Raw genomic sequence first — 21,844 nt, 5'->3', positions numbered from 1 at the left:
AAAGATATCCTATTGTACTTATGTTATTTGCAAGGTAACTATATGACTGAAGAAATTAGCAACAGCAATAGCAATAGCAACTATCCCAATAAAGAAAAAAAATGGAAAATAATCATCAAAAATATTTTTTTCTTTATTGCATGTTTAATTGCTCTTTCAATTAGCATATTTTATCTAATCAAGAACGTAAAACATTATCTAAAACCTCTAAGCACCGATATAATCCCTGATTACATTAGCATCCTCCCTATTATTGCTGGCGGTCTTTTTATAGCACTATGGTATATTTACCGAGGTAAATCCGTTAAATCATTAAATGATGCAATATTATTTGCATCAGCAAGCTATGCTTTATATTTATTTTTATTCGATTATGAATTTTATAAAAGTTTTACAGATTTGCAGTACATTGCAGAACACCTCTATCAAATTGGTATAAAAGTTTTAATACTTATTTCAACTGTTGGTAAAACTTTAATAACAATAGTCGAATTTATAAATGACAGACATAAAGAAAACCAGGTAATAAAGCAAAAGAAATTGAATGCTGAACCCAAAAATGATGGACCTTCGGCTTCTGTTATGAATAATACACCATCAAATACTGCAATACCAGACTTAATAACTCACAATAACTTTTATTACAAATTAGTTCTATTTGTAGCGATTGGAATGACAAGTGCACCTTGGGTTTTTATTTATTTACGCGACTATATTTAACTTGATAAAGAACCCATCCTAATGAAAAAATCACTATGTAAAAATCCATCATGCCTAACCAACCAGAGTACTTCGGAAAAAAAACCAATACATTTAAATTGATTGAAGCAACAAGTGCAAGGAAAAAAGCTATCTTCATATACCCTCCTCATTATTAATAAATACAGTTATAGCAATTTCAATCTCAAAGTCAACAATCCCTCTAAATATAAGCAAGAGCTAATTTATAGAAGCGGTTGCACCGTTCTATAAAGCTCTTGCTTTTCTTGCTTCCTTTCAGTCAGACAATAAAAGAAATCAAAACAATCCATCCTATAGATTGACAAAAAACTCATTCGTTATATAAGTGATATATAAAGCATATGGATTATGCTAACTAATTAATATCATACAAAATGGAGTTTATATGCATAAGATAAATTATAGCGATGATATAGATCTATCCAAAACTTCCCGCCGTGGTAGTTTTAATAAAAGTAAAATTCCTTCAGAAGCAGTAAGAAGCTATTGTGTCAGTGTCCGATTGAATGTTGAAGAACTGCAACTCCTTAATATAAAGCGAGGCTCTTATAAAAAAGGCGAGTGGCTTCGCATGGCTTCCCTTCAAAAGTTGCCTCCTGTTATACCAACGATTAATACCAAAGCCTGGAAAGCTTTAACTGATATATCGCAAAAGCTAAATCGAATTGCGACCCATATAGATTGTAAAAGCAAGGACAGTCAGCTTACCCATACTGAATTGTTCGCTGTGAAGCGACAACTGGAAGAGCTTCGCACGAATCTTTTAAGTGACAGTATATGGAGCCTCCCGAATGAAGGGTATGCGGAAGATTCGCAGGGGTAAGAACTTTGCTGGTGTGGTCCAATACGCATTGAAACCGGGAGCACATCATAAATGCGATCCAGTCGTAATCGGGGGCAATATGCTGGGTGACACCGCCCATGAAATGATTGCAGAGTTCGATAGCACCAAGCATCTTCGCCAGGATGTCGCAAAACCAGTTTGGCACAACTCGCTTCGCTTACCTGATGGTGAATCATTATCGAATGACCAATGGGCAAGGATAGCTGACGACTACATGAAGAGAATGGGATTCAGTGATACTCATGTTCGTTGCTATGTGCTTCATGACGATCCGGCTGGTCAGCACATACACATTATCGCAAGTCGCATAGACCTCAATGGAGGGAAGCTCTACTTGGGTAGGAATGAAAACCTTATCAGCACACGGATCATTAGTGAACTCGAAATCGCTCACGGTCTGACAGTGACCAAGCCAGCCCCTTCCATTACACCAAAGCAACAGAAGCGAAGAAAAGTTTCCCGTAATGAACAGATGCTTGCAGAACGGACTGGCCTTCCCTCCCCTAAAGAAGCTCTACAACAGATACTTGATAAAAGTTTGGCAGATACACCTGATCTTTTAACTTTTATAAAACGACTGGAAGAAGCTGAAGTCGGCTGGACGGCTAACATTGCTTCTACCGGTAAGATGAACGGCTTCTCATTCGAATACCGCGATATCGCTTTCAAGGCATCCAAACTTGGAAAGGCATACTCTTGGGTAAATCTTCAAAAGCAGCTTAACTACAACCCAGATCACTTAGAAGCTCTGCGAACAACAAAGGGAGTTATCCCTGCTCCTGCTCCTGCTCCTGCTCCTGCTCCTGCTCCTGCTCCTGCTCCTGCTCCTGCTCCTGCTCCTGCTCCTGCTCCTGCTCCTGCAATAGTTTTGAAAACCGCTGAGAGAAAGGAAAGTATCGGTAAAAAAATTGCAGAACTGGAACTACGGCTCAGAGAAGACAAACGGAACGAAATCGTAGAAAAGATCCTTCAAAAGAATGCAGCCAAACAGCAAAAGCATCTCAGGCTCACCGGCTGGATTCCCTTTTTACAACGGCTCATAGAGCTTCTCAGAAAATATGGAAAGAGCATCCTCCACAAGGTTCCTACAAACTTCTCAGAAGTCTATTCAACACATCATCTGAAACCTACAAGAAAAATTCGTTTATAGACAGCTAGTTGTAAACACCTTTCGTAACCTAACTCAATTGCTTAGTAATAAATTTGTGTTTAGTCAAGAAAATATTGATCGTTATTACAGATCGATAATCTAGCTATGATAGACAATAACTATCAAGTAACAATCATCGATCGGTACAAGCAATTTTACTAAAGCGAGTCGGTCATCGAGAATCCCTACAAACAGCAGTAAATCTTCCACCCTGGGGTTGCTATGAAAAACGAAACAATTAAGTGCCCGTTCTGCTTTCAGGAGAGTCCGTTTGGTGTCCGTGTCTGCACTGGCTGTCATTCAACTATTAGATATGGAGCCGTTTCAGCCTGGTTAGCTTTACTAATAGGAATTGTGCTGTTAGCGATTGCTTTTCTTATATTCGCTATCAGTCAAAATTTTATATTAACTGTCGTTATCTATTTTGCGTCAGCAATTTCTTTAAGATTTTTTTTACGTAAGAAATTTGCACACAGAGCCGTTTTCACACATAAAAGCTAACCCTGTCCAAATATAATAAGGAAGATAAAATGAATAAATTTATTGTTACATCATTTTTTATTGCAATATTTTCAATTTCTGGCTGTTCTACATCCGGCAACCAAAAAATCAAAAATGAAACGGCACAGAGTCTACAATCAAAAATAATTAAAAACAAAACAACTAAGGCAGAGCTAGTTGCTCAACTTGGTGAGCCTGATACCAGAACGACTCTTGACGATGGCAACGAGCAATGGAGATATTTCATGTATAACAATCAGTTCAATGCCTCGACTTTTATCCCTGTTGTTGGTTTGCTAACTGGCGGTTCCCAGACTCAGTCTAAAACTCTCGAAATCGACTTCAATGGAGAAACCGTAAGCAAATGGACATTCTCTACTGATAATAACAATACAAAATCTGGCATTCTTAATTAATCGTTTCCTGGACAAGAAAATGAAAACATACTCAATTCTCGCAGTTATCCTTTCTACTTTTCTATTAACAGCCTGTAATTCAGAACCTTCTGAAAAAGATATATTTAATGTTTTTAAAAGTGTTGTAGACAGGTCAAATGCAAGTATGAAAGCTCTGAACTCAAGTATTCCCGAAAAAGATCTTTTAAGAATCGATTATGTGAAGAAAGTAAGTTGCACAGAAGAAGCAAACAATGTTTATAACTGCATTGTCGATGCCTCGATTAGCAATATGAAACAGACAAAGCCTGTTAAGCTTGTGAAAGCTGATGGTATCTGGAAAGAAATACAACAATAGAAAGCCATATTGCTTTAAAGCCCCTAATAGTAGGGGCTTTTATTTGAATATTCATTAAATATTTAGCTGTTTATTATAATTGTTACAGAAACCTTGTGCATCTTCAAGTGTAGTGTATTGAGTCGCTTCTGGACCATCATAAACATCATTAGTCCCTTCATAGTAGATAAAAATGACTTTTTTACCTTCGACTTCTTTTATCTCTGCGGTAAGTCTTTTTTGAGAGGTTTTAAAATCACCTGTTGGGAGTGGTGATTTTGAGAAGGGATTTTTTCCATAAGCCATGAGGTTGTTCTCTTATAAACCAAATGAGCTATAAGTATGATGCTATCCGTTGGGAAAATCAAACAAAAATTAGATTACTTAACAATATACAATTCTGGTTTCATTAATCGAAGTCTTTCAATCATTTCCTTAATATCAAAGAGAGTAATGTCCTTGCTATTCGCTCTGACACTAACTAATCTTATAGCTCTTTTTTGTTTGTCCAGATACTCTAAAAATTTGATGTAATCATTTCGTTTTTTCATATAGTATATTTTCATGTTAATATTCTCTTGCTCTGTTCGATACCATGCCTGCTCTTCATCCCAGAGAGTAATGTCCTCAATATTCATATAGCGGGGATAATGCACCTGAAAGCCATTTCCCAGAAGTATTTCAATACCTCGTTTCATTTTATCAATGTGGGATAAATGTATATCCCTGATATGAATGTCAGTAGACTTTATTTTGCCCCTGTGCTTCATAAATATTTCAGGATGTCCAAAATAACCCATTCCCGATAAAACATGCTCACCTTCAAAATTTAAAAGATCTGGATTAATACCTGCTTCAAACAATCGATCTATTATTTCAATTTCATAATCATAATAACCCGATTTCCACAGTGCGGTTTTACCAACGAAATTTCGGTGGTTGATATCAACACCATTTTTAATCAACCAGTTCACTTCATCAACGCTTGTAGCTTCAAATAAAAGAGTCTGGTCAAGCATCCCCCTATGTGTAGAAAGTGGTAAAACCTCTGGCTCTAACTCTAACCATTCTGTTCTTATCATAATTAATCCTGCAAAAATATTATCGTTTTCTTTTATTTAGCGCGAAAAAAGATAATATTCAAATAAATTACAGATTTATATTTATAATAATTAAAGCCGCAAATTTCTAACTTTTACAACTTCGTGAGTAATTTCTTTCTCTATAACTCTCATTTCATACTGAGCTTTAAAAATTGTATAGATTTCTTCTGCTTTTTCTTGATTGTTGTCAATATAGTTCACGAGAGAGTTTAGCTCTCTGATAACAGCCTCCTTATTGTTCAATCGCTGCAACAAAGTACTTGTAAGGCATTTGTATACAGAACTGAACATCGTCATAATGTTGTCTATGTTACGATTAGAGCGAATGTATAGCTGTCTTGGGTAGAAATACTTTAAATGATAGCCAACAAAAAGCAGGTATAGCTGGTATGAGAAACTTTTATCGCCTGGCTGGTATCTTTTTGAGATATACTTATCGACAATAATGATAAGTTGCTCTTCTAGAGTAAACTCTAGATTGATGATGTTTTTGTCCATAAAATGCATCCTTGCATAATGAAATAGTCTTCCTGACCATATGTTTATATTTATCTCATTTATTTAACTTGTCAATAGGTGTAACCTATCAACTATTATTTTTTATTAAATGGTCTATTCAATTGTTCCATAGTGAGACCATGTCTGTAAGCATTATACTGCCAATAGCTAAATTGCTCTTTGTATCTATTGTTCTGTTTTTTCAACATTTCGTTTTCGGCTTTAAGGTTTATTATTTGTTGTGCCGCAATAGTTAAGTTAGCTGGTTTCTTTAGACCAGATTTTTTCAAATTGGACAAACTTTTCTTTATTCTATATGCTTCAACAACTTCATCATGAGCACTTAAAGATTGCCTTGTGATAGTTCTGTTTAGATTCTTATACACTGATTCACATAAATCACTCCATGTGATTTTACCGTCCCAAGTCAGTATAATGTGTTTAATTGCTTTTATTTCACTCCTGTTCAAATGTTTTGCCATAAGTATCTCCTGTTTTAATTATTCAAAAGCTTATTAATTCTTTCCAAATTTTTTTCATGGTGTTGCAACCATTTGTCTGCACCATAATCACCATTTTCATAAGCGATCTGAGTTATTCTCTTTAATTGCATTACTTTCTCTCGGACAGATTGCAGCCTAATTCTATCTACTGAGTTAAAGTCCGGTGTTTCATTATCACATTCAATAAGATGATTAATTTTTGTACAAGGCTTGATTAAATAGTTATGTACACAGTAACCAAATTCAGTTAAGTGTATTGCACCTTGATTAAGGTTATCAAAATCAATTGTCAATTCATTTGTGGGTATTGACTCCCTTTGACAGTAATTACTCCTATTCAATTTAATAGCTTTGATTTTATCTAACATATCTTCTTCTGACACATGGTTATAAACTCTGTTCTGATTCGCATTGATACGACCAGACCATTTAGCTATATCCAGTTCAGACATTTCACCATAATGGGCTATTGTGTTTAAAAGGTGCCGTGGCTGGTGTGAGCGAATAAGTAGTGGTTTACCTTCATCATCATAATACCCATATCGGGAAAATATATTTTTATAATTCATCTCATAGCTTTTTTTTCTTTGTATGTCACTGAAAAAGAAACTTTTAGTAGGTTTGTAAAATGTGAAAATTGAAGTCATTCTTGATAAAGAAAATTGATCAGTATTGAGCAAGCATAAAGCATTACTAAATTTTATGGATTTTTCTTTATCATACCATGGAAAATCTCTGCTAAAATTAGAACTAATAATTTCCCACAAATTACTCAATGAATAGTTGTAATCATTGTGGTTTAAGAAACTTTTCCCACCATCCAAACTCGTTCTTTTAATTTTTAAAACACATGATTTATGATCAAATAAATTATACCCCAGTGCATGGCAAACTTGTACAACGGTCAATTTAGCTTTTTCATCAACTGTTGGGCAAAGCTCATGTCGGTAAAATTTATCCGGGTACTTTTCGCACCAGTGAGCAAGTGCTCTTGCATTTTGTGATAAGGAAAGTAATCTTCTAATCGCTTTCTTTGCAACTGGTATCATAACCCGTGGAATCCATTTGATATTAGGGCCATACCCTTTTACCGAATAAAATCTCAAACCATATCTTTCGATACCCTTGCCATCTATTTGTGTAATCTCACAATCAGCAGGTAAGGCTAAAATTTCAGAAATTCTGCTCGGACAACAAAGTAGAAGTGCAAATACTGAACTGGTGAACATATCCCTTGGACTCAGTAACTCATCATTTTGAGAAAAAATATCAGCAATAGCGAGCAATGCTTCTTCATCTGGTAACTTATCGCTTCGGTGATAATCCTCAATCTCAGGAAGATAATTGTTTTTGACTTTCTGTTTTACATGGTTTTTCCATGAGATATATCCTGACTTCACAAGATTATGTTCACACAGAAACTTTGATATTTTTTCAAGCTGTATTCCACATTTAGCCAAAACGTTACCTTCAAAATATTTACTCCCGATCTGCATTGCCTCATCGAAAACAACGGCTGTAACATTATAAATGAGACCAGTTTTCTGAACCTGCAAAAGGGCCTGTTCGAGACATCGCAAGGCCATCATAATAACCCCATAATTTTTTAATGGTTTCAATGTGTGTTGATATCTGATATATGCTTTCGCAAAATTGATATAATCTTCGTGCATTGCATCAATGGAATCAAAGATTTTATTTCCAATCCCTATTTTTCTAAATGTGACATATCCTTTCCAGGCATACTGCTCCCAATCCTGAGTTTGGGTTAGTCCGGGCAGTTGATAGCGACAAAATTTTATGAACTCATTATAATTTTCTTCTACAAGAATATGTTTTTTTGATTTGAACAAAATAATATTATTCATAGTTGATTCACCTCACTGCGATCAATCGGAATAAAAAACATACATTGATTGCAAGGAAATCCTGAATTCTGACTCTGGCATCTACTTGAAGAAAAAAATTTGAAATGACTACTCTTTTTCGATTTGATTCCGTTCATAAAAATATCAGCGACAAATGACAATTGTTCTGAAACAGCGGAATCAATCCTTTCAACACTGTCAGCATGATTTTTAATATAAATCCCCGCACTTGAAGTAGATGAATGATCCAATAATTCAGCTATAGTATTAACATTATGCCCATTCTTAGCCAGCATAGTTGCTATTGTATAACGAAGCCTACGAGGAGTAATATTTAGTATCGAACCGGTACGGTTGGATATTACATTCCCATTATTAACAATACTTTTCAATGCTACATTAGCAATTGTAGGCTTCGCATATAATTTATTATATTCCAGAAGAATTGAACCTGTTATGGATAAATCTGAGAGTTTTTCCTCATTTAAGAAAATAGGAACTTCTCGTTTAGAATAATCATCAAGAGTTTTTCCAAGAGCTTGCTCAACAAGTTTCACTGATTGATTAGCTTGCAATTGAACAATTGATGCAACCTCTGATATTATTGCAAGTTCTCGATATCGTAGTTCTTTACCCCGTTGTTTTACTCGTGGCACTGAAATTACATATTCTACTTTGCCATTATCTAAGTTCTTTTGAAGAAGGTCTTTATATTTCAACATAACTAACTGCTGAGGTCTTCTACCTGTAAGACTGATCAATAGTGATATTGCATAATGTGGCAGTGACAGTTCACCTTTTCTATATGCATGATTCATAGCCTTAATCAAAGAAGTATGTTCTTCTTTATTTAATGGTCCCTCTGTTGGATCATCTTGAAGCACAGACTGACCAGATTTTTTTATTTTTAGGTCCAAATGCTTTAACAGTTCTACCGCACTTTCATCTATTCCCGGATATCCTAACTCAAACCATTTAATCAAAAATGGTCGTAAAACGCGAAATGATGCTGAGGCTTTTGATAATTTCTTATTTTGATATTCAATTAGAACCTTATCATCAATATGAGTAGGAGATAGTTTACGGATAAGACTCTCCATATTTCTAACAATATTTTTCACATACAAATAGCTGTTGCTATTAAAATAATATTGTACTGTATATACAAACCCACAAACCAAATTTTCGTTCATAGCATATATTAAGTTTGTAAGATTGATTCCGTTATTTTCAATCGAACTGACGATTTTATGTTCATGCAAAGACATTTTATCAGATTTATTTTTAATTAAATTATTCATCAAATTCTCCTTTGAATAGTTGCTCTTGTTGTTCAAGTGCAGTTTTTTTCGATAGCTCATAAATATGCCTGCGATTATAAATCATTGAAGTTTCTGAACCCGGTCGCCATCCCATGAGATAAGAACGGATTTGTTGCTCTTTTTCATCGGATATGTCCTGATTCTTGTCTATTGCTTTCGAAAACTCATAATTCCATGTATGTCTGAGTTTGTGACCTGTCAATCCCCCTAGAAGTGAGGAGGATTGACGAACAACACTCACCACTTTGTGATATGAAGAAAATGAAATAGGTTGCCCTTGAGTTTTTCCTTCCTTATAAGTAATAAACAGGAAATCATGTTTGTTAGAATTTTTTATGTTTCTTCGATCATTCAGAATATAATCTGAAATTTCAAACATGAGCTTTTTATCAGCAATTAATTTCCTCTCACAAGTTTTAACTAAAGGCTGATACACTCGCGGATCTGTTTTATCATTTGCTCTTCTTCTTATTGCAATTGTCGATTCTGCAAAATCTATATCACCAATTCGCAGATTCAAAAGTTCACCTGCTCTCAGGCCAAAGCAGTGTAATAGCAGGAATATTAGATTGTTTCTTTTTTGCACTTTTTCTGAAAAAGGATTTAATTTGCTACCCGGTGCAAGAATGCTAAACAAAGAATCCAATTGTTCATTATTTAAACTTTTTTCTATATCCATATTATATTTATCATTATTTCTCGGTTTCTTTCGTTTTATGTTGTTTATGAAATCTAAAATATATTTGAGAGTATCCTTCTGTCCTGTATGAGAAAGATGTATTTTGCACAGCCATTCCAGATAGTTAGCTATGGTTGTTATCCGAAAGTACTTAGTTGGTTTTTTGACATTTGAACTTCTAAAATTATCATTCTCGCCATCTCGAAAATTGAATGAAGTGAATTCGATCAAATCTTCAATTTCATGAGGAGCCAGAAATATCCTTTTCTGAATTCTTTCATCAATATTGATATTTTTTCTCATAAAGAATCGATATAACAATGAAATGCTCCCAGCGATAACCTTCATTGTTGATATAGACTCTGACCGATTCCTGACTTGTGTTGTTATATACAAGTTTGGATAATACAATGGCTCACCAGTATCTTTATTTACAACATGACAATATCTCTCACCATTTTCGAACATAAAAGAATCCACACAAATACTGCACATATTTTCCTCCTAAACTTTACAAAAAGTATAATTCCAATATATTAATAATAAGCATTTCGTAGATTTACAAATTTATTTGGATCGATTAAGATATTTATTTAAATTAAAACAGTGAGATAGACGATTATTCTTGTCAAATTATCATCTGGTAGATCTAGTTAATCTTATGTACACCTAATACTTCGAAAACTATCTCACTGCCTTGCTAATAAACGGCAACCAAAATAATGTAAGTTATTCTGTAAAGTTTTAAGATAAATTATGCAGCCAAACTTTACATTTTCATAAAAAGCTCTTAATCCATTAGATATAAAATTATCCGCTTCGCTAGGAGTTTCAATTCATCAGGACATTTAATTAGAGATAACCAGGTCTCGTAAACATATATCTGTTTGCAAGCATTAAGCTCAGAGATCGAGTCTAAAGGTTCTCTCAGATTTCCTACAAGGTACTGACTGAGCCAGTAAATGATTTCTTTATTAAACTCGTTATTAGGTAAGTCATAAATCACTTCTTGGTCAAAGATCTTGTAAAAAAGATCTCCGCATAAATTGCACATATGGTTTTCTTCGCTTACAAATTCTTCGATATTCATAAAATCACTCCTAAGTTCAATTAAGCAACATTATTTCGACTTGTTTCGATAACAGACTGAATCCAGGTATCAATCTCACTTTCAACGAAAGCTACTGCACGACTTCCAATTTTGACAGGAGCAGGAAACTTACCATCGTTGATCAGACGATATATCCAGGCTTTTCCGTAGCCAGTTCGTTCGAGAACTTCTGGTAATCGTATTAGGCGGGTTGCTTGATTTTTCATTTCGTTATCCCTTGTCGTTGCGGTGAAGTCACTATACGAACAGTTGGGAAAAGAAAAGAGCGAAGCTCCTGAAGCGGAGGTTCTTCGTAGCTATGCAGGATGGTTTTCTCGAAGTTGGTGCCGTACAGAAAAGGGGAACTTGAGAGTAGCTGAAATTCCCCCGTTTTATAGCAAGTGTCAAAATGCCCGGTTTAAAGTAAAAATCGCAAAAAAAAGCACCATTCACAATGATGCCTTTAGTTAATTTTAACAATTAAAACAAATAGTTATAAATGTAATTCTAATCAGATAGTTTCATTACATCAGAGACTTTCATTTGCTTCAAATGGCTATTTTTGTTCATGAAGTAATGGAATTGTCGGATAAAGTCAGTTGTGCAGGATTTAAGAGCCAAAGGCCTGTCGGTATCTTTGATTTGGCTAGACTGCCTCATTTCGCTTTCTTCGTCATCGTCTGTATATAGCAGTCTGGATAACCTGTCGTCAGAGACACGGATTTTTTTAACGGCTGCCCACACCAGGATATCCAGCATAGGTATCACACGATAACTGATGAGTTTCTTGATAGTTCCATACCCAAAGCGAACTGATTCTAAAGGATCTGGTTCGATACCTTTGATTTTACGCCACTGCGGTAATGCAGCTTTAAGCGACTCTGCAATCTCTTCGTCTGTGCCACTTGCCAAATCAATCTCGAACATGACTGTTCGTGAAAACTGATCTGGCATAATATCTGAAAGTGATTCTTCCCGAAGATCTCTGTTTATTGAATAATTGTCATCACCATCCCAAACAAAACCTCCGCGTTGCATAGCAATGATGCTCGTTTCAGCAAGGCGATCAAGAGTTGTTAGAAAAAAATGGGGAGGCTGAAAAAGTTTATTGGCAGGAGTCATGTATCCCAGTTGCCCTTCTTCAATTAAAAAAGGATTGCCACTGAAAATTTTTGAGAAGTAACCCATAAGAGTTCTGCTCTCAAACTCTTCCCGATACTCCTTAAAGAACAAGTTACGAGCCCATATCTCATGGTAAAACTGGAGCAATGAGAGGTCTTCAAATTTGCGATATGTATCAATCTTAAACCAACTCTTGATGTCTTTTGTGTGCTCTGGTGACCAGTTGTTCAAAATCCATTCTCCACCTATGCTGGTACTGCCCTACGGATAGAATTCAGTTTCGCTGAAAAACTACCGCATTCACTAATCGGTGAAAAGCAGATCCTGCTTGCGCAGTTCAGCTACTAGCAGGGAGTTGAACTGAAGAATTTGTTTCCTTTTGATACAATTCTCCAATCCGCTAATCGTGATAACCCATACCATTACGATTTATGGTTCCTTTTTAGAACCACACATAAAATTCAAAGTATAAATAACATTAAAAATCAATGGAATGAATGGCTAATTACAGGGACGCCAGCCCAAAATTCTCCATCGGTGATTACCAGAGTCATCCGATGAAGTCCTGAGAGCCCGCACGGCGCAAGCCCTGCGGGCTTTTTTGTATCTGCAATTTGTCCCGCGAAGTCCGAAGAGAACTCATTAAATCCGAACCTTTTAGGCCCATTGATAGGCCCAACGAAAAGCTCTGGTATTTTCACGTTACCGATACCCCGCTAGCCCCCCTCTCAGGATAAGACCACTCGCGACATCTCGCACAACCCTTGCACACTCCGGCCGCGTCCGCGGCCGGAGGGATAGATTTACCCCTTGTCAGAATACGCGTCCAGCATGGCTAGGACCGCCCAACGCGCCGCATCGTCTGCGATATTGTCAGGCAGCGCATCAGCCCGCAGAGTGACATAAGCATCAGCAGCCCTTCGGATGGCAATCCCGACGGAGTGACGATCGTGCGATGCCAGGGTGGAAGTCAGCAGGCCATCGGGATCAATGCCGAGGGCTTCTATTCGGCGAACGCCACGTTGCGGTAGATTGGCGCGACGGAACAGCATCTGCCCCAGCACTTGTTCCCGGAAGAAGGACAGCATCCCCAGCGCTTCGAAGAGTTCGCCCCTGCCCAGTTTAACCACGGCATAATGCAGCCAGATCCAGGCCCGGGACTCAAACCACTCCGGCGTCATGTTCGGCCAGTGCGCGCTAAATTTTGCCAGCTGTCGCTCGAGAGCATCGTGATCTCGGGTAAATAGCACGGCAGGCTCTTCAACGCGCTGAGTGAGCATGTCCAGGGTGATAAATTTGAGATCGACATGCAGAAGTTGCGGGCCAAACAGGCAGATCAGCAGGCGAGGCTCACCGACGTGTTCCCCGGTGAAAGCATGTAGCAGATGGCCGAGGGTTCCGGCGAACGCCATACGCTGAGCCATGATTTCGTCATAATAGAGAGGGTCGACCACCACCACAAAATCCAGATCGGAGTATTGATCAAACCCGCCATGGATAAACGAGCCGCCGGCGAGAAGGGCGTGGATCCGCGAATCGGACTGTAATTTAAGCTTCAGTTGCTCTGCGAAACTTCTGTGTAAGTCGGGTAGCGTATTCAGCATGCTTTTTCCTGTTCACAAAAAAGACAAAGCATTACAGAATATCGAGTGATTGATCGGCAGACCAGATATTTCTGCTGGAACCCTCCCCTCCCTGGCGAGGCTCCCGACGCGCTATATCGTAAGCAATACCTCCCTCAAACCACCTCCCGCATCCACTCAGCAAACGCCCGCACGGCGGGAGAGAGAAAGCGCTGGTGCGGATAGAGCAATGTGACGGGTACCGGGGGCGGCTGCCAGTCCGTCAGCACTTCCACCAGTCTCCCCTCCTGCAGGTGGTCAGCAACGATATTCTCCGCCAGCTGCGCCAGCCCAAATCCTGCCAGGCACATTTTTATATAGAGCCCCGTTTCATTCACCGCGGCGTTGCCGCTGACGGGTACAGAAAAGGTCTCGCCATGGCGAACGAAGCGGAACTCATCGGCCCGCCTCGCCTGACCGGAGAAATAATGCACAGCCCGGTGCTGAGAGAGCGCCTCCGGTGACGGCGGCACGCCATATTCCCGAAGATAGTCCGGTGACGCGCAGGTGACCCAGCGAAAGCGGCCCAGAGGGCGGGCCACCAGGCTGGAGTTGTTCAGCTCTCCCGTGCGTATCACGCAGTCGACGCCTTCCTGAATGAGATCGACCGGCCGATCGCTGACGCCGATCATCAGGTAGATGTCAGGGTAGCGTCGGTAAAAGTCTTGCAGATGGGGCATGACGATGAAATGCGCGATGCCCGCGGGCATATCAACCCGCAGGCGCCCCTGAGGCCGCGCCACAGACTCGCCCAGGCTGGATTCGCTATGTTCGATGAGGGCGAGAATTTCCCGGCACTGCGCCAGATACTGCATCCCTTCCGGGGTAAGGCTCACCCGCCTTGTGGTCCGGTTCAGCAGCCGCACCTTCAGGTATTTTTCAAGGTTTTTAATGGTACTGGTGACAGTGGAGGCCGGCAGGGAAAGGGTTTCCGCGGCACGCACGAAGCTCCCTGCCTCCGCGACGCGCATAAACATCTGCATAGCCTGAATACGATCCACCTTCTTTCTCTCCTGTAGCGAGCAGCTTACCGACAGACGGCATGATTATTCGTGGATTATGAATAATGAAAACAATTTACGCACCTTTTTACGCTTAATCGCCTGGCGTATCGTTGCACGGTGGATTACGAAAGGGGGCCCGAAAATGAACATGCCCTCAATAAATATCCAGATAATCATTACGTTAAATAGCATGCACAAAGGAAAAACCATGTCCGTTCAGCCTGTCGAAATAAGTAAGGCCTATCGTTTATTGCAGGTCGGGTCCACCACCATGATTTCCGCAAAATATGATGGCGTCGAAAATGTCATGTCAGCCGCCTGGGTTGGGCTGGCAGGCGAGCGAAAAGTGGTGGCCTATATTGGCACCCAGGCTTTCACTCGTCAGCTGGTGGAAAAGAGCGGCTATTTCGTGGTGCAGATCCCCGTAGTCAGCCAGATGGCAACCGTCCTCTACGCTGGTGGGCGCAGCTATGCCGACGCGCCGGATAAAAATGACACCATCCCCTTCTTTTATCAGCCGGAGTTCGATCTCCCCCTTGTGGCAGGCTGCGCGGGCTGGCTGGTGTGTAAAGTGATGCCTTACCCGGACATCCAGCAACAGCACAATCTGTTTATGGGCGACATCGTCGCAGCCTGGAGCGATGACCGGGTATTCCGCAACGGACACTGGATTTTTGATGATGCGCCGGACGAGCTACGGACCGTTCACTATGTCGCAGGCGGGCAGTTCTATGCCATCGGCAAAGGCAGCAAATTCGATCATGGGCCGGGTCAGGACTGACCCTCCCCGGTCATGCGGATCGCTGACGAGATGTCTGCGCAGCAGAGCGGCTGATACTCCGGCGCCAGACGCCGGGCGCCTGGCCGTACTGGCGCTTGAAGCTGCGGTTGAAGGACTGCTGGGAGTCAAAGCCGAGGGCAATCGCCACGTTCAGGATCGGCTCGTTGCTGTGGGCTAAGCGTTCGATCGACTTTTGCAGCTTTTGCGCCCGAATATATTCTCCGAGGGGCTGCCCGGTATGTTCTTTGAAGATCCGCTGCAGGTGCCACTTCGAATAGCCGGCTCGTCGGGCAACGGTGTCAATATCCAGACGGCTATCAAGATGGTTGTCGATCCAGTCGATCAGATCCTGAATGATGGCGCCAGTGTTCATCATGTTACCCCCTCGCGGCCGGTTAAAAGCATCTTTGTCAGTTGCATTTAAAGGTGGCCTGTTTTTACACAAAATGCAAGTTTTATTGTTACACTTAAATCCACGCCGTGATCGCGGTTTTTTATCTCCCCCTGGACCGCACATAAAGTGCAACAATTATTCTTGCACTTAGTTAAGCGCCTTCCTACAATCGCCGCGATAGTGTATTCGAAATTGTTACAGTTTTGTGGCGATGATCGACACAAATGGCCTTAAGCCAGCCCGGACAAAGGAAGTGGCGCGGCTTCTCACGCTGCGTCTTGCCCGGCGGCTACATTTACCGGAATAAAAATAATGAGCCTGCAAAAAACCTGGGGAAACATTCACCTGACCGCGCTCTGCGCGATGATGCTCTCCTTTCTGCTCGTCGGCTGCGACGACAGCGTCGCGCAGAATGCTGCGCCTCCCGCCCCGACAGTCAGCGCCGCTAAGGTGCTGGTGAAGTCGATCAGTCAGTGGGATAGTTTTAACGGTCGCATTGAAGCGGTGGAGAGCGTTCAGCTTCGCCCTCGCGTCTCGGGATACATTGATAAAGTGAATTACACCGACGGCCAGGAGGTGAAAAAGGGCCAGGTGCTGTTCACGATAGATGACAGAACCTATCGCGCCGCGCTGGAGCAGGCGCAGGCGGCGTTGGCAAGAGCCAAAACGCAGGCCAGCCTCGCGCAAAGCGAGGCGAACCGCACCGATAAATTAGTCCATACCAACCTCGTCTCCCGTGAAGAGTGGGAGCAGCGCCGGTCAGCCGCGGTTCAGGCGCAGGCCGACATTCGCGCCGCGCAGGCGGCGGTGGATGCCGCGCAGCTTAACCTCGACTTCACCAAAGTGACCGCCCCTATTGACGGCCGCGCCAGCCGGGCGCTGATCACCAGCGGTAACCTGGTCACCGCGGGCGACACCGCCAGCGTGCTCACCACCCTGGTCTCGCAGAAGACGGTGTACGTCTACTTTGACGTCGACGAGTCAACCTACCTCCACTATCAAAACCTCGCCCGCCGCGGGCAAGGCGCGTCCAGCGATAATCAGGCGCTCCCGGTGGAGATTGGCCTGGTGGGCGAGGAGGGTTACCCCCACCAGGGCAAAGTGGATTTTCTCGATAATCAGTTAACGCCGAGTACCGGCACCATCCGCATGCGTGCGCTGCTGGATAACTCGCAGCGTCTGTTCACGCCAGGGCTGTTTGCCCGCGTGCGTCTGCCGGGCAGCGCAGAGTTCAAAGCCACGCTTATCGACGACAAAGCGGTACTGACCGATCAGGATCGTAAATACGTCTATATCGTTGATAAAGATGGTAAAGCACAGCGCCGCGACATTACCCCAGGGCGGCTGGCAGACGGTTTACGCATCGTTCAGAAGGGGTTGAATCCTGGGGATAGCGTCATCGTCGACGGCTTACAAAAAGTGTTTATGCCGGGTATGCCGGTTAACGCCAAAACCGTTGCCATGACCTCCAGCGCCACCCTTAACTGATCCCTAATCAGAGAATCCAAGACATGGACTTTTCCCGCTTTTTTATCGACAGGCCCATTTTCGCCGCGGTGCTGTCGATTTTAATTTTTATCACCGGGTTAATCGCCATCCCGCTGCTGCCGGTGAGCGAATATCCTGACGTCGTGCCGCCCAGCGTGCAGGTGCGCGCGGAGTATCCCGGCGCCAACCCGAAAGTGATCGCCGAGACCGTGGCGACGCCGCTGGAGGAAGCGATCAACGGCGTTGAAAACATGATGTACATGAAATCGGTCGCCGGCTCCGACGGCGTGCTGGTGACCACCGTGACCTTCCGCCCGGGTACCGACCCGGATCAGGCGCAGGTTCAGGTGCAGAACCGGGTCGCGCAGGCCGAGGCGCGTCTGCCGGAGGACGTGCGCCGTCTGGGGATCACCACCCAGAAACAGTCCCCGACGCTGACCCTGGTGGTGCATCTGTTTTCGCCAAACGGTAAGTACGACTCGCTGTATATGCGCAACTACGCCACGCTGAAGGTGAAGGATGAGCTGGCGCGCCTGCCCGGCGTCGGCCAGATCCAGATATTTGGCTCCGGCGAATACGCGATGCGCGTCTGGCTGGATCCCAACAAGGTGGCCGCCCGCGGTCTGACGGCCTCGGATGTGGTGACGGCGATGCAGGAGCAGAACGTCCAGGTCTCCGCCGGTCAGCTTGGCGCCGAGCCGCTGCCGCAGGAGAGCGACTTCCTGATCTCGATTAACGCCCAGGGCCGTCTGCATACCGAAGAAGAGTTTGGCAATATCATTCTGAAAACGGCGCAGGACGGCTCGCTGGTCCGCCTGCGCGACGTGGCGCGCATCGAGATGGGTTCCGGTAGCTATGCGCTGCGCTCCCAGCTCAACAATAAGGATGCGGTCGGGATCGGTATCTTCCAGTCCCCGGGGGCTAACGCCATCGATTTGTCGAACGCCGTGCGTGCCAAAATGGCCGAGCTGGCCACCCGCTTCCCGGAAGATATGAAGTGGGCGGCGCCGTACGACCCGACGGTTTTCGTCCGCGACTCCATCCGCGCGGTGGTGCAGACGCTGCTGGAGGCGGTCGTGCTGGTGGTACTGGTGGTGATCCTGTTCCTGCAGACCTGGCGCGCATCGATTATCCCGCTGATCGCGGTGCCGGTATCGGTGGTCGGTACCTTCAGCATTCTCTATCTGCTGGGCTTCTCGCTGAATACCCTGAGTCTGTTCGGGCTGGTACTGGCGATTGGTATCGTGGTGGATGACGCCATCGTGGTGGTGGAAAACGTCGAGCGCAATATCGAAGAGGGGCTTGCGCCGCTTGCCGCGGCGCATCAGGCGATGCGAGAGGTCTCCGGGCCGATTATCGCTATTGCGCTGGTGCTGTGCGCGGTGTTCGTGCCAATGGCGTTTCTCTCAGGCGTTACCGGTCAGTTCTACAAGCAGTTTGCGGTGACCATCGCCATCTCCACGGTGATCTCGGCCATCAACTCGCTGACGCTCTCCCCGGCGCTGGCGGCCCTGCTGTTAAAGCCGCACGGCGCGAAGAAAGACCTCCCTACCCGGCTGATCGATCGTCTGTTTGGCTGGATTTTCCGTCCGTTTAACCGCTTTTTCCTGCGCAGCTCGAACGGCTATCAGGGGCTGGTGAGTAAAACCCTCGGTCGCCGTGGCGCAGTGTTTGTGGTGTACCTGCTGCTGCTCTGCGCCGCAGGGGTGATGTTTAAAGTCGTTCCCGGCGGATTTATTCCCACCCAGGACAAACTGTACCTGATTGGCGGCGTGAAGATGCCGGAAGGTTCGTCGCTGGCGCGCACCGATGCGGTGATCCGCAAAATGAGCGAGATTGGGATGAATACCGAAGGGGTCGATTATGCGGTCGCCTTCCCCGGTCTTAATGCGCTGCAGTTCACCAACACGCCGAATACCGGGACGGTCTTTTTTGGCCTGAAACCGTTTGACCAGCGCAAACACTCGGCGGCGGAAATCAATGCGGAAATCAACGCTAAAATCGCGCAAATCCAGCAGGGCTTTGGCTTCTCCATCCTGCCGCCGCCGATTTTAGGACTGGGTCAGGGCTCCGGCTACTCCCTTTACATCCAGGATCGCGGTGGGCTGGGCTATGGCGCGCTGCAAAGCGCGGTGAATGCGATGTCTGGGACGATTATGCAGACGCCGGGGATGCACTTCCCGATCTCGACCTACCAGGCTAACGTGCCGCAGCTGGACGTGCAGGTCGATCGCGATAAGGCGAAAGCGCAGGGGGTATCGCTGACCGATCTGTTCGGCACGCTGCAGACCTATCTCGGCTCGTCTTATGTCAATGACTTTAACCAGTTCGGGCGTACCTGGCGCGTGATGGTCCAGGCTGACGGACCATACCGCGAGAGCGTGGAAGATATCGCCAATCTGCGCACCCGCAATAATCAGGGCGAAATGGTGCCGATCGGCAGTATGGTGAAGATCAGTACCACCTACGGGCCGGATCCGGTGATCCGCTACAACGGTTATCCGGCGGCGGACCTGATTGGCGATGCCGATCCGCGCGTTCTCTCCTCCTCGCAGGCGATGACGCTGCTGGACGCCATGTCTAAACAGGTGCTGCCGAATGGGATGAATATTGAATGGACGGATCTCAGCTTCCAGCAGGCCACCCAGGGCAACACGGCGCTGATCGTCTTCCCGGTGGCGGTGCTGCTGGCGTTCCTCGTGCTGGCGGCGCTATATGAAAGCTGGACCCTGCCGCTGGCGGTGATCCTTATCGTGCCGATGACGATGCTCTCCGCGCTATTTGGCGTCTGGCTGACCGGGGGAGATAACAACGTCTTCGTGCAGGTGGGGCTGGTGGTCCTGATGGGCCTGGCCTGTAAAAACGCCATTCTGATCGTCGAGTTTGCCCGCGAGCTGGAGATTCAGGGCAAAGGCATCATGGAAGCCGCCCTGGAGGCGTGCCGCCTGCGTCTGCGCCCGATTGTGATGACCTCCATCGCCTTTATCGCCGGGACCATTCCGCTGATCCTCGGCCACGGCGCAGGAGCGGAAGTTCGCGGCGTCACCGGGATCACGGTGTTCTCCGGGATGCTGGGGGTGACGCTGTTCGGTCTGTTCCTGACACCGGTGTTTTACGTGACGCTACGGAAACTGGTGACCCGCAGTAAGCCGATCCAGGAGGATCTGCCCGCCTAGCCTGCAGCAGATAACAAAAAACCGCCTTCACAATTTGAAGGCGGTTTTTTTTCGTCACCAGAAAATGATTAATGCGCTTTTTTAAACCGGGCGATCATTTCCGGTACCGGGTCGCAGCCGCTGGTATCGGCGTTTTTGACCGCCTCCAGCGCGCTGGCCACGGTATGGCGAGCGAGAACGTTCAGCGAAGCCTGCTCCGCTTCGTCAGCGACCGATTTGAAGTACCAGCAGGCGTTGGCGCTGACCACGCAGCGGGCCGGGACCTCAGGACGCGACGCCCACAGTTTTTTATCTTCGATAACGGAAAGGTAGATATCACGCAGAGTGATTTTGTCCGCCGGGCGGCCAAGATGAATAGAGCCGTTGCGGCCAAGCGTGGAGACAATGATGCCGTCACGGGTGAGCGGAACCATTAATTTGCGGATAAAGCTCGGGTTGGCTTCCAGGCCGTAGGCCAGAATCGCACTCGTTGAACGTTCACCCATCTGCTCCGCCATTGCTACGCTGAGAACCATCTGCAAAGCTGTCGGGAAGCGGTAATCTAACATGGTTTTGTCCTGGGTTGCGGTGAATCTTGTTCTTTTTGGCACCGCAGAGGTGAGTAATCAATGAACAACAATATAACAAATACGGGAATTTTTTTGAAGCAATCTGCGGTTAGCCTGCGAAGTAAATTTTCTGATTTCGTCCGCAAAGACGGGCTGAGAAACCGCGCTCTTCCGTACCGGTTTTACTGAACGGCAATCTCCTCACCGTTTCCCAGTGGCTGCCCCCTGCGTTAAAGAAATCCGCTGCCATAACGGCAGCGGATCCTGCAGGGTGTTATGCCGTTAATTCCAGCTCGGTTTCAAAGGTGGTCACCGGCACAAACGGCAGATAGGAGATCCGCAGCCTCTCGGCCACCTTCAGGCGATGCCAGCCGGCCGGCAGGCCGCCGGGTTTGAGCACCGTGATGGTCGCCTTTTCACCGAAGTTCCACCGGTCGTCGTAGACGCTCTCCAGCTCGTCGAGCGTCCACTCCCGGCCGCGCAGCGCCAGGCGGATCGCCTGCCGCGGGATGGCTTCGCCGTTGAGGGTCACGGCGATATCTTCCACCATCGATAAACCCAGACCGCGGTAGTAAGGCAGACGGGCCAAAAAGCGCACGCCGATAATTTCCCCGTCGCGGGTGACGTTGCCGAAACCTTCGCGGCAGATAATATGCTGATCAAACATGATAATGCTCC

General features: G+C 44.8%; 23 protein-coding genes. 8 read left to right on the top strand and 15 right to left on the bottom strand.

All coding sequences use genetic code 11. From position 1 onward, the window contains the following. The first annotated feature begins 42 nt into the window (after positions 1-42). The 5 genes from MKS11_RS03685 to MKS11_RS03665 all read left to right on the top strand — a co-directional run bounded on the left by MKS11_RS03685 (position 43) and on the right by MKS11_RS03665 (position 3,989). Positions 43-720 carry a hypothetical protein gene (locus MKS11_RS03685; RefSeq protein ID WP_009308466.1) on the top strand — a complete coding sequence of 226 codons (678 nt, stop codon included), beginning with the start codon at positions 43-45 and terminating at the stop codon, positions 718-720. Positions 721-1,126: 406 nt separating this feature from the next. Continuing rightward, a complete protein-coding gene (locus tag MKS11_RS03680; protein ID WP_001549549.1) occupies positions 1,127-1,564 on the top strand; it encodes a hypothetical protein in 438 nt (145 codons plus the stop codon). Then, positions 1,533-2,735 carry a relaxase/mobilization nuclease domain-containing protein gene (locus tag MKS11_RS03675; protein ID WP_284109374.1) on the top strand — a complete coding sequence of 401 codons (1,203 nt, stop codon included), beginning with the start codon at positions 1,533-1,535 and terminating at the stop codon, positions 2,733-2,735. Before MKS11_RS03680 ends, MKS11_RS03675 begins: the two co-directional genes overlap by 32 nt. 530 nt (positions 2,736-3,265) lie before the next feature. After that, on the top strand, positions 3,266-3,652 hold the full coding sequence (locus MKS11_RS03670; RefSeq protein ID WP_001549551.1) for a hypothetical protein: 387 nt from the start codon (positions 3,266-3,268) through the stop codon (positions 3,650-3,652). A 19-nt stretch (positions 3,653-3,671) separates the two neighbouring features. Then, entirely contained in the window at positions 3,672-3,989 is a 318-nt protein-coding gene (locus MKS11_RS03665; RefSeq protein WP_001549552.1) for a hypothetical protein, read from the top strand. A 54-nt stretch (positions 3,990-4,043) separates the two neighbouring features. Here MKS11_RS03665 and MKS11_RS03660 read toward each other — a convergent pair whose 3' ends face one another. The 12 genes from MKS11_RS03660 to MKS11_RS03605 all read right to left on the bottom strand — a co-directional run bounded on the left by MKS11_RS03660 (position 4,044) and on the right by MKS11_RS03605 (position 14,776). Then, complete coding sequence (locus MKS11_RS03660) at positions 4,044-4,274, bottom strand: hypothetical protein (protein ID WP_001549553.1); 231 nt, start codon at positions 4,272-4,274, stop codon at positions 4,044-4,046. 74 nt (positions 4,275-4,348) lie between these two features. Further along, positions 4,349-5,050, bottom strand: coding sequence for an ankyrin repeat domain-containing protein (locus MKS11_RS03655; RefSeq protein WP_001549554.1), 702 nt, complete (start codon positions 5,048-5,050; stop codon positions 4,349-4,351). A 90-nt stretch (positions 5,051-5,140) separates the two neighbouring features. After that, on the bottom strand, positions 5,141-5,569 hold the full coding sequence (locus MKS11_RS03650) for a hypothetical protein (protein ID WP_001549555.1): 429 nt from the start codon (positions 5,567-5,569) through the stop codon (positions 5,141-5,143). 95 nt (positions 5,570-5,664) lie between these two features. After that, positions 5,665-6,051 carry a hypothetical protein gene (locus MKS11_RS03645; RefSeq protein WP_001062149.1) on the bottom strand — a complete coding sequence of 129 codons (387 nt, stop codon included), beginning with the start codon at positions 6,049-6,051 and terminating at the stop codon, positions 5,665-5,667. Between the two features lie 14 nt (positions 6,052-6,065). Beyond that, the gene (locus MKS11_RS03640) at positions 6,066-7,940 is read right to left on the bottom strand and encodes a hypothetical protein (RefSeq protein ID WP_059347504.1); all 1,875 of its coding nucleotides are present in this window, start codon (positions 7,938-7,940) and stop codon (positions 6,066-6,068) included. Further along, a complete protein-coding gene (locus MKS11_RS03635; RefSeq protein WP_008322896.1) occupies positions 7,937-9,241 on the bottom strand; it encodes a tyrosine-type recombinase/integrase in 1,305 nt (434 codons plus the stop codon). Before MKS11_RS03635 ends, MKS11_RS03640 begins: the two co-directional genes overlap by 4 nt. After that, positions 9,234-10,436: a site-specific integrase gene (locus MKS11_RS03630; RefSeq protein ID WP_008322898.1), complete on the bottom strand. Its 1,203-nt coding sequence runs from the start codon at positions 10,434-10,436 to the stop codon at positions 9,234-9,236. The genes MKS11_RS03635 and MKS11_RS03630 overlap by 8 nt, the downstream gene beginning before the upstream one ends. Positions 10,437-10,731: 295 nt before the next feature. Beyond that, positions 10,732-11,031 carry a hypothetical protein gene (locus tag MKS11_RS03625; protein ID WP_001019190.1) on the bottom strand — a complete coding sequence of 100 codons (300 nt, stop codon included), beginning with the start codon at positions 11,029-11,031 and terminating at the stop codon, positions 10,732-10,734. Between the two features lie 20 nt (positions 11,032-11,051). Next, a complete protein-coding gene (locus tag MKS11_RS03620) occupies positions 11,052-11,258 on the bottom strand; it encodes an AlpA family transcriptional regulator (protein ID WP_000795663.1) in 207 nt (68 codons plus the stop codon). A gap of 280 nt (positions 11,259-11,538) precedes the next feature. After that, the gene (locus MKS11_RS03615; protein ID WP_001067212.1) at positions 11,539-12,384 is read right to left on the bottom strand and encodes a DUF6387 family protein; all 846 of its coding nucleotides are present in this window, start codon (positions 12,382-12,384) and stop codon (positions 11,539-11,541) included. Between the two features lie 572 nt (positions 12,385-12,956). After that, the gene (locus tag MKS11_RS03610) at positions 12,957-13,757 is read right to left on the bottom strand and encodes a hypothetical protein (RefSeq protein WP_087770854.1); all 801 of its coding nucleotides are present in this window, start codon (positions 13,755-13,757) and stop codon (positions 12,957-12,959) included. A 134-nt stretch (positions 13,758-13,891) separates the two neighbouring features. Continuing rightward, positions 13,892-14,776: a LysR family transcriptional regulator gene (locus MKS11_RS03605; RefSeq protein ID WP_087770855.1), complete on the bottom strand. Its 885-nt coding sequence runs from the start codon at positions 14,774-14,776 to the stop codon at positions 13,892-13,894. 211 nt (positions 14,777-14,987) lie between these two features. On the opposite strand from MKS11_RS03605, the gene MKS11_RS03600 reads away from it, so the two are divergent. Next, entirely contained in the window at positions 14,988-15,560 is a 573-nt protein-coding gene (locus MKS11_RS03600) for a flavin reductase family protein (protein WP_004174789.1), read from the top strand. 10 nt (positions 15,561-15,570) lie between these two features. Here the strand turns inward: MKS11_RS03600 and MKS11_RS03595 are convergent, their stop codons facing one another. Next, the gene (locus MKS11_RS03595; RefSeq protein WP_085783913.1) at positions 15,571-15,933 is read right to left on the bottom strand and encodes a helix-turn-helix domain-containing protein; all 363 of its coding nucleotides are present in this window, start codon (positions 15,931-15,933) and stop codon (positions 15,571-15,573) included. A gap of 333 nt (positions 15,934-16,266) precedes the next feature. Here MKS11_RS03595 and oqxA point away from each other — a divergent pair, with 333 nt between their 5' ends. Together oqxA and oqxB are read left to right on the top strand one after the other, a co-directional pair. Next, positions 16,267-17,442 carry a multidrug efflux RND transporter periplasmic adaptor subunit OqxA gene (gene oqxA / locus MKS11_RS03590; protein WP_020803752.1) on the top strand — a complete coding sequence of 392 codons (1,176 nt, stop codon included), beginning with the start codon at positions 16,267-16,269 and terminating at the stop codon, positions 17,440-17,442. Positions 17,443-17,465: 23 nt separating this feature from the next. Beyond that, positions 17,466-20,618: a multidrug efflux RND transporter permease subunit OqxB gene (oqxB, locus tag MKS11_RS03585; RefSeq protein ID WP_087770856.1), complete on the top strand. Its 3,153-nt coding sequence runs from the start codon at positions 17,466-17,468 to the stop codon at positions 20,616-20,618. Between the two features lie 68 nt (positions 20,619-20,686). Here the strand turns inward: oqxB and MKS11_RS03580 are convergent, their stop codons facing one another. Both MKS11_RS03580 and MKS11_RS03575 read right to left on the bottom strand, forming a co-directional pair. Then, positions 20,687-21,166 carry an Rrf2 family transcriptional regulator gene (locus tag MKS11_RS03580; protein ID WP_064183144.1) on the bottom strand — a complete coding sequence of 160 codons (480 nt, stop codon included), beginning with the start codon at positions 21,164-21,166 and terminating at the stop codon, positions 20,687-20,689. A gap of 274 nt (positions 21,167-21,440) precedes the next feature. Beyond that, positions 21,441-21,833, bottom strand: coding sequence for a DUF6379 domain-containing protein (locus MKS11_RS03575; protein ID WP_050533619.1), 393 nt, complete (start codon positions 21,831-21,833; stop codon positions 21,441-21,443). Between the last annotated feature and the right edge of the window lie 11 nt (positions 21,834-21,844).

Origin of the sequence: Klebsiella sp. K5-45 (assembly GCF_030128605.1) — a bacterium.
GTDB classification, from domain to species: Bacteria; Pseudomonadota; Gammaproteobacteria; order Enterobacterales; family Enterobacteriaceae; genus Klebsiella; species Klebsiella quasipneumoniae.
The sequence above is the reverse complement of the archived record's forward strand: the minus strand, read 5'-3'. Positions and strand labels throughout refer to the sequence as shown.

Coding starts and splice junctions, on each gene's coding strand:
- MKS11_RS03685 (WP_009308466.1), top strand. CDS start 43: ATGACTGAAGAAATTAGCAACAGCAATAGCAATAGCAACTATCCCAAT.
- MKS11_RS03680 (WP_001549549.1), top strand. CDS start 1,127: ATGCATAAGATAAATTATAGCGATGATATAGATCTATCCAAAACTTCC.
- MKS11_RS03675 (WP_284109374.1), top strand. CDS start 1,533: ATGAAGGGTATGCGGAAGATTCGCAGGGGTAAGAACTTTGCTGGTGTG.
- MKS11_RS03670 (WP_001549551.1), top strand. CDS start 3,266: ATGAATAAATTTATTGTTACATCATTTTTTATTGCAATATTTTCAATT.
- MKS11_RS03665 (WP_001549552.1), top strand. CDS start 3,672: ATGAAAACATACTCAATTCTCGCAGTTATCCTTTCTACTTTTCTATTA.
- MKS11_RS03660 (WP_001549553.1), bottom strand. CDS start 4,274: ATGGCTTATGGAAAAAATCCCTTCTCAAAATCACCACTCCCAACAGGT.
- MKS11_RS03655 (WP_001549554.1), bottom strand. CDS start 5,050: ATGATAAGAACAGAATGGTTAGAGTTAGAGCCAGAGGTTTTACCACTT.
- MKS11_RS03650 (WP_001549555.1), bottom strand. CDS start 5,569: ATGGACAAAAACATCATCAATCTAGAGTTTACTCTAGAAGAGCAACTT.
- MKS11_RS03645 (WP_001062149.1), bottom strand. CDS start 6,051: ATGGCAAAACATTTGAACAGGAGTGAAATAAAAGCAATTAAACACATT.
- MKS11_RS03640 (WP_059347504.1), bottom strand. CDS start 7,940: ATGAATAATATTATTTTGTTCAAATCAAAAAAACATATTCTTGTAGAA.
- MKS11_RS03635 (WP_008322896.1), bottom strand. CDS start 9,241: ATGAATAATTTAATTAAAAATAAATCTGATAAAATGTCTTTGCATGAA.
- MKS11_RS03630 (WP_008322898.1), bottom strand. CDS start 10,436: ATGTGCAGTATTTGTGTGGATTCTTTTATGTTCGAAAATGGTGAGAGA.
- MKS11_RS03625 (WP_001019190.1), bottom strand. CDS start 11,031: ATGAATATCGAAGAATTTGTAAGCGAAGAAAACCATATGTGCAATTTA.
- MKS11_RS03620 (WP_000795663.1), bottom strand. CDS start 11,258: ATGAAAAATCAAGCAACCCGCCTAATACGATTACCAGAAGTTCTCGAA.
- MKS11_RS03610 (WP_087770854.1), bottom strand. CDS start 13,757: ATGCTGAATACGCTACCCGACTTACACAGAAGTTTCGCAGAGCAACTG.
- MKS11_RS03600 (WP_004174789.1), top strand. CDS start 14,988: ATGTCCGTTCAGCCTGTCGAAATAAGTAAGGCCTATCGTTTATTGCAG.
- MKS11_RS03595 (WP_085783913.1), bottom strand. CDS start 15,933: ATGAACACTGGCGCCATCATTCAGGATCTGATCGACTGGATCGACAAC.
- oqxA (WP_020803752.1), top strand. CDS start 16,267: ATGAGCCTGCAAAAAACCTGGGGAAACATTCACCTGACCGCGCTCTGC.
- oqxB (WP_087770856.1), top strand. CDS start 17,466: ATGGACTTTTCCCGCTTTTTTATCGACAGGCCCATTTTCGCCGCGGTG.
- MKS11_RS03580 (WP_064183144.1), bottom strand. CDS start 21,166: ATGTTAGATTACCGCTTCCCGACAGCTTTGCAGATGGTTCTCAGCGTA.
- MKS11_RS03575 (WP_050533619.1), bottom strand. CDS start 21,833: ATGTTTGATCAGCATATTATCTGCCGCGAAGGTTTCGGCAACGTCACC.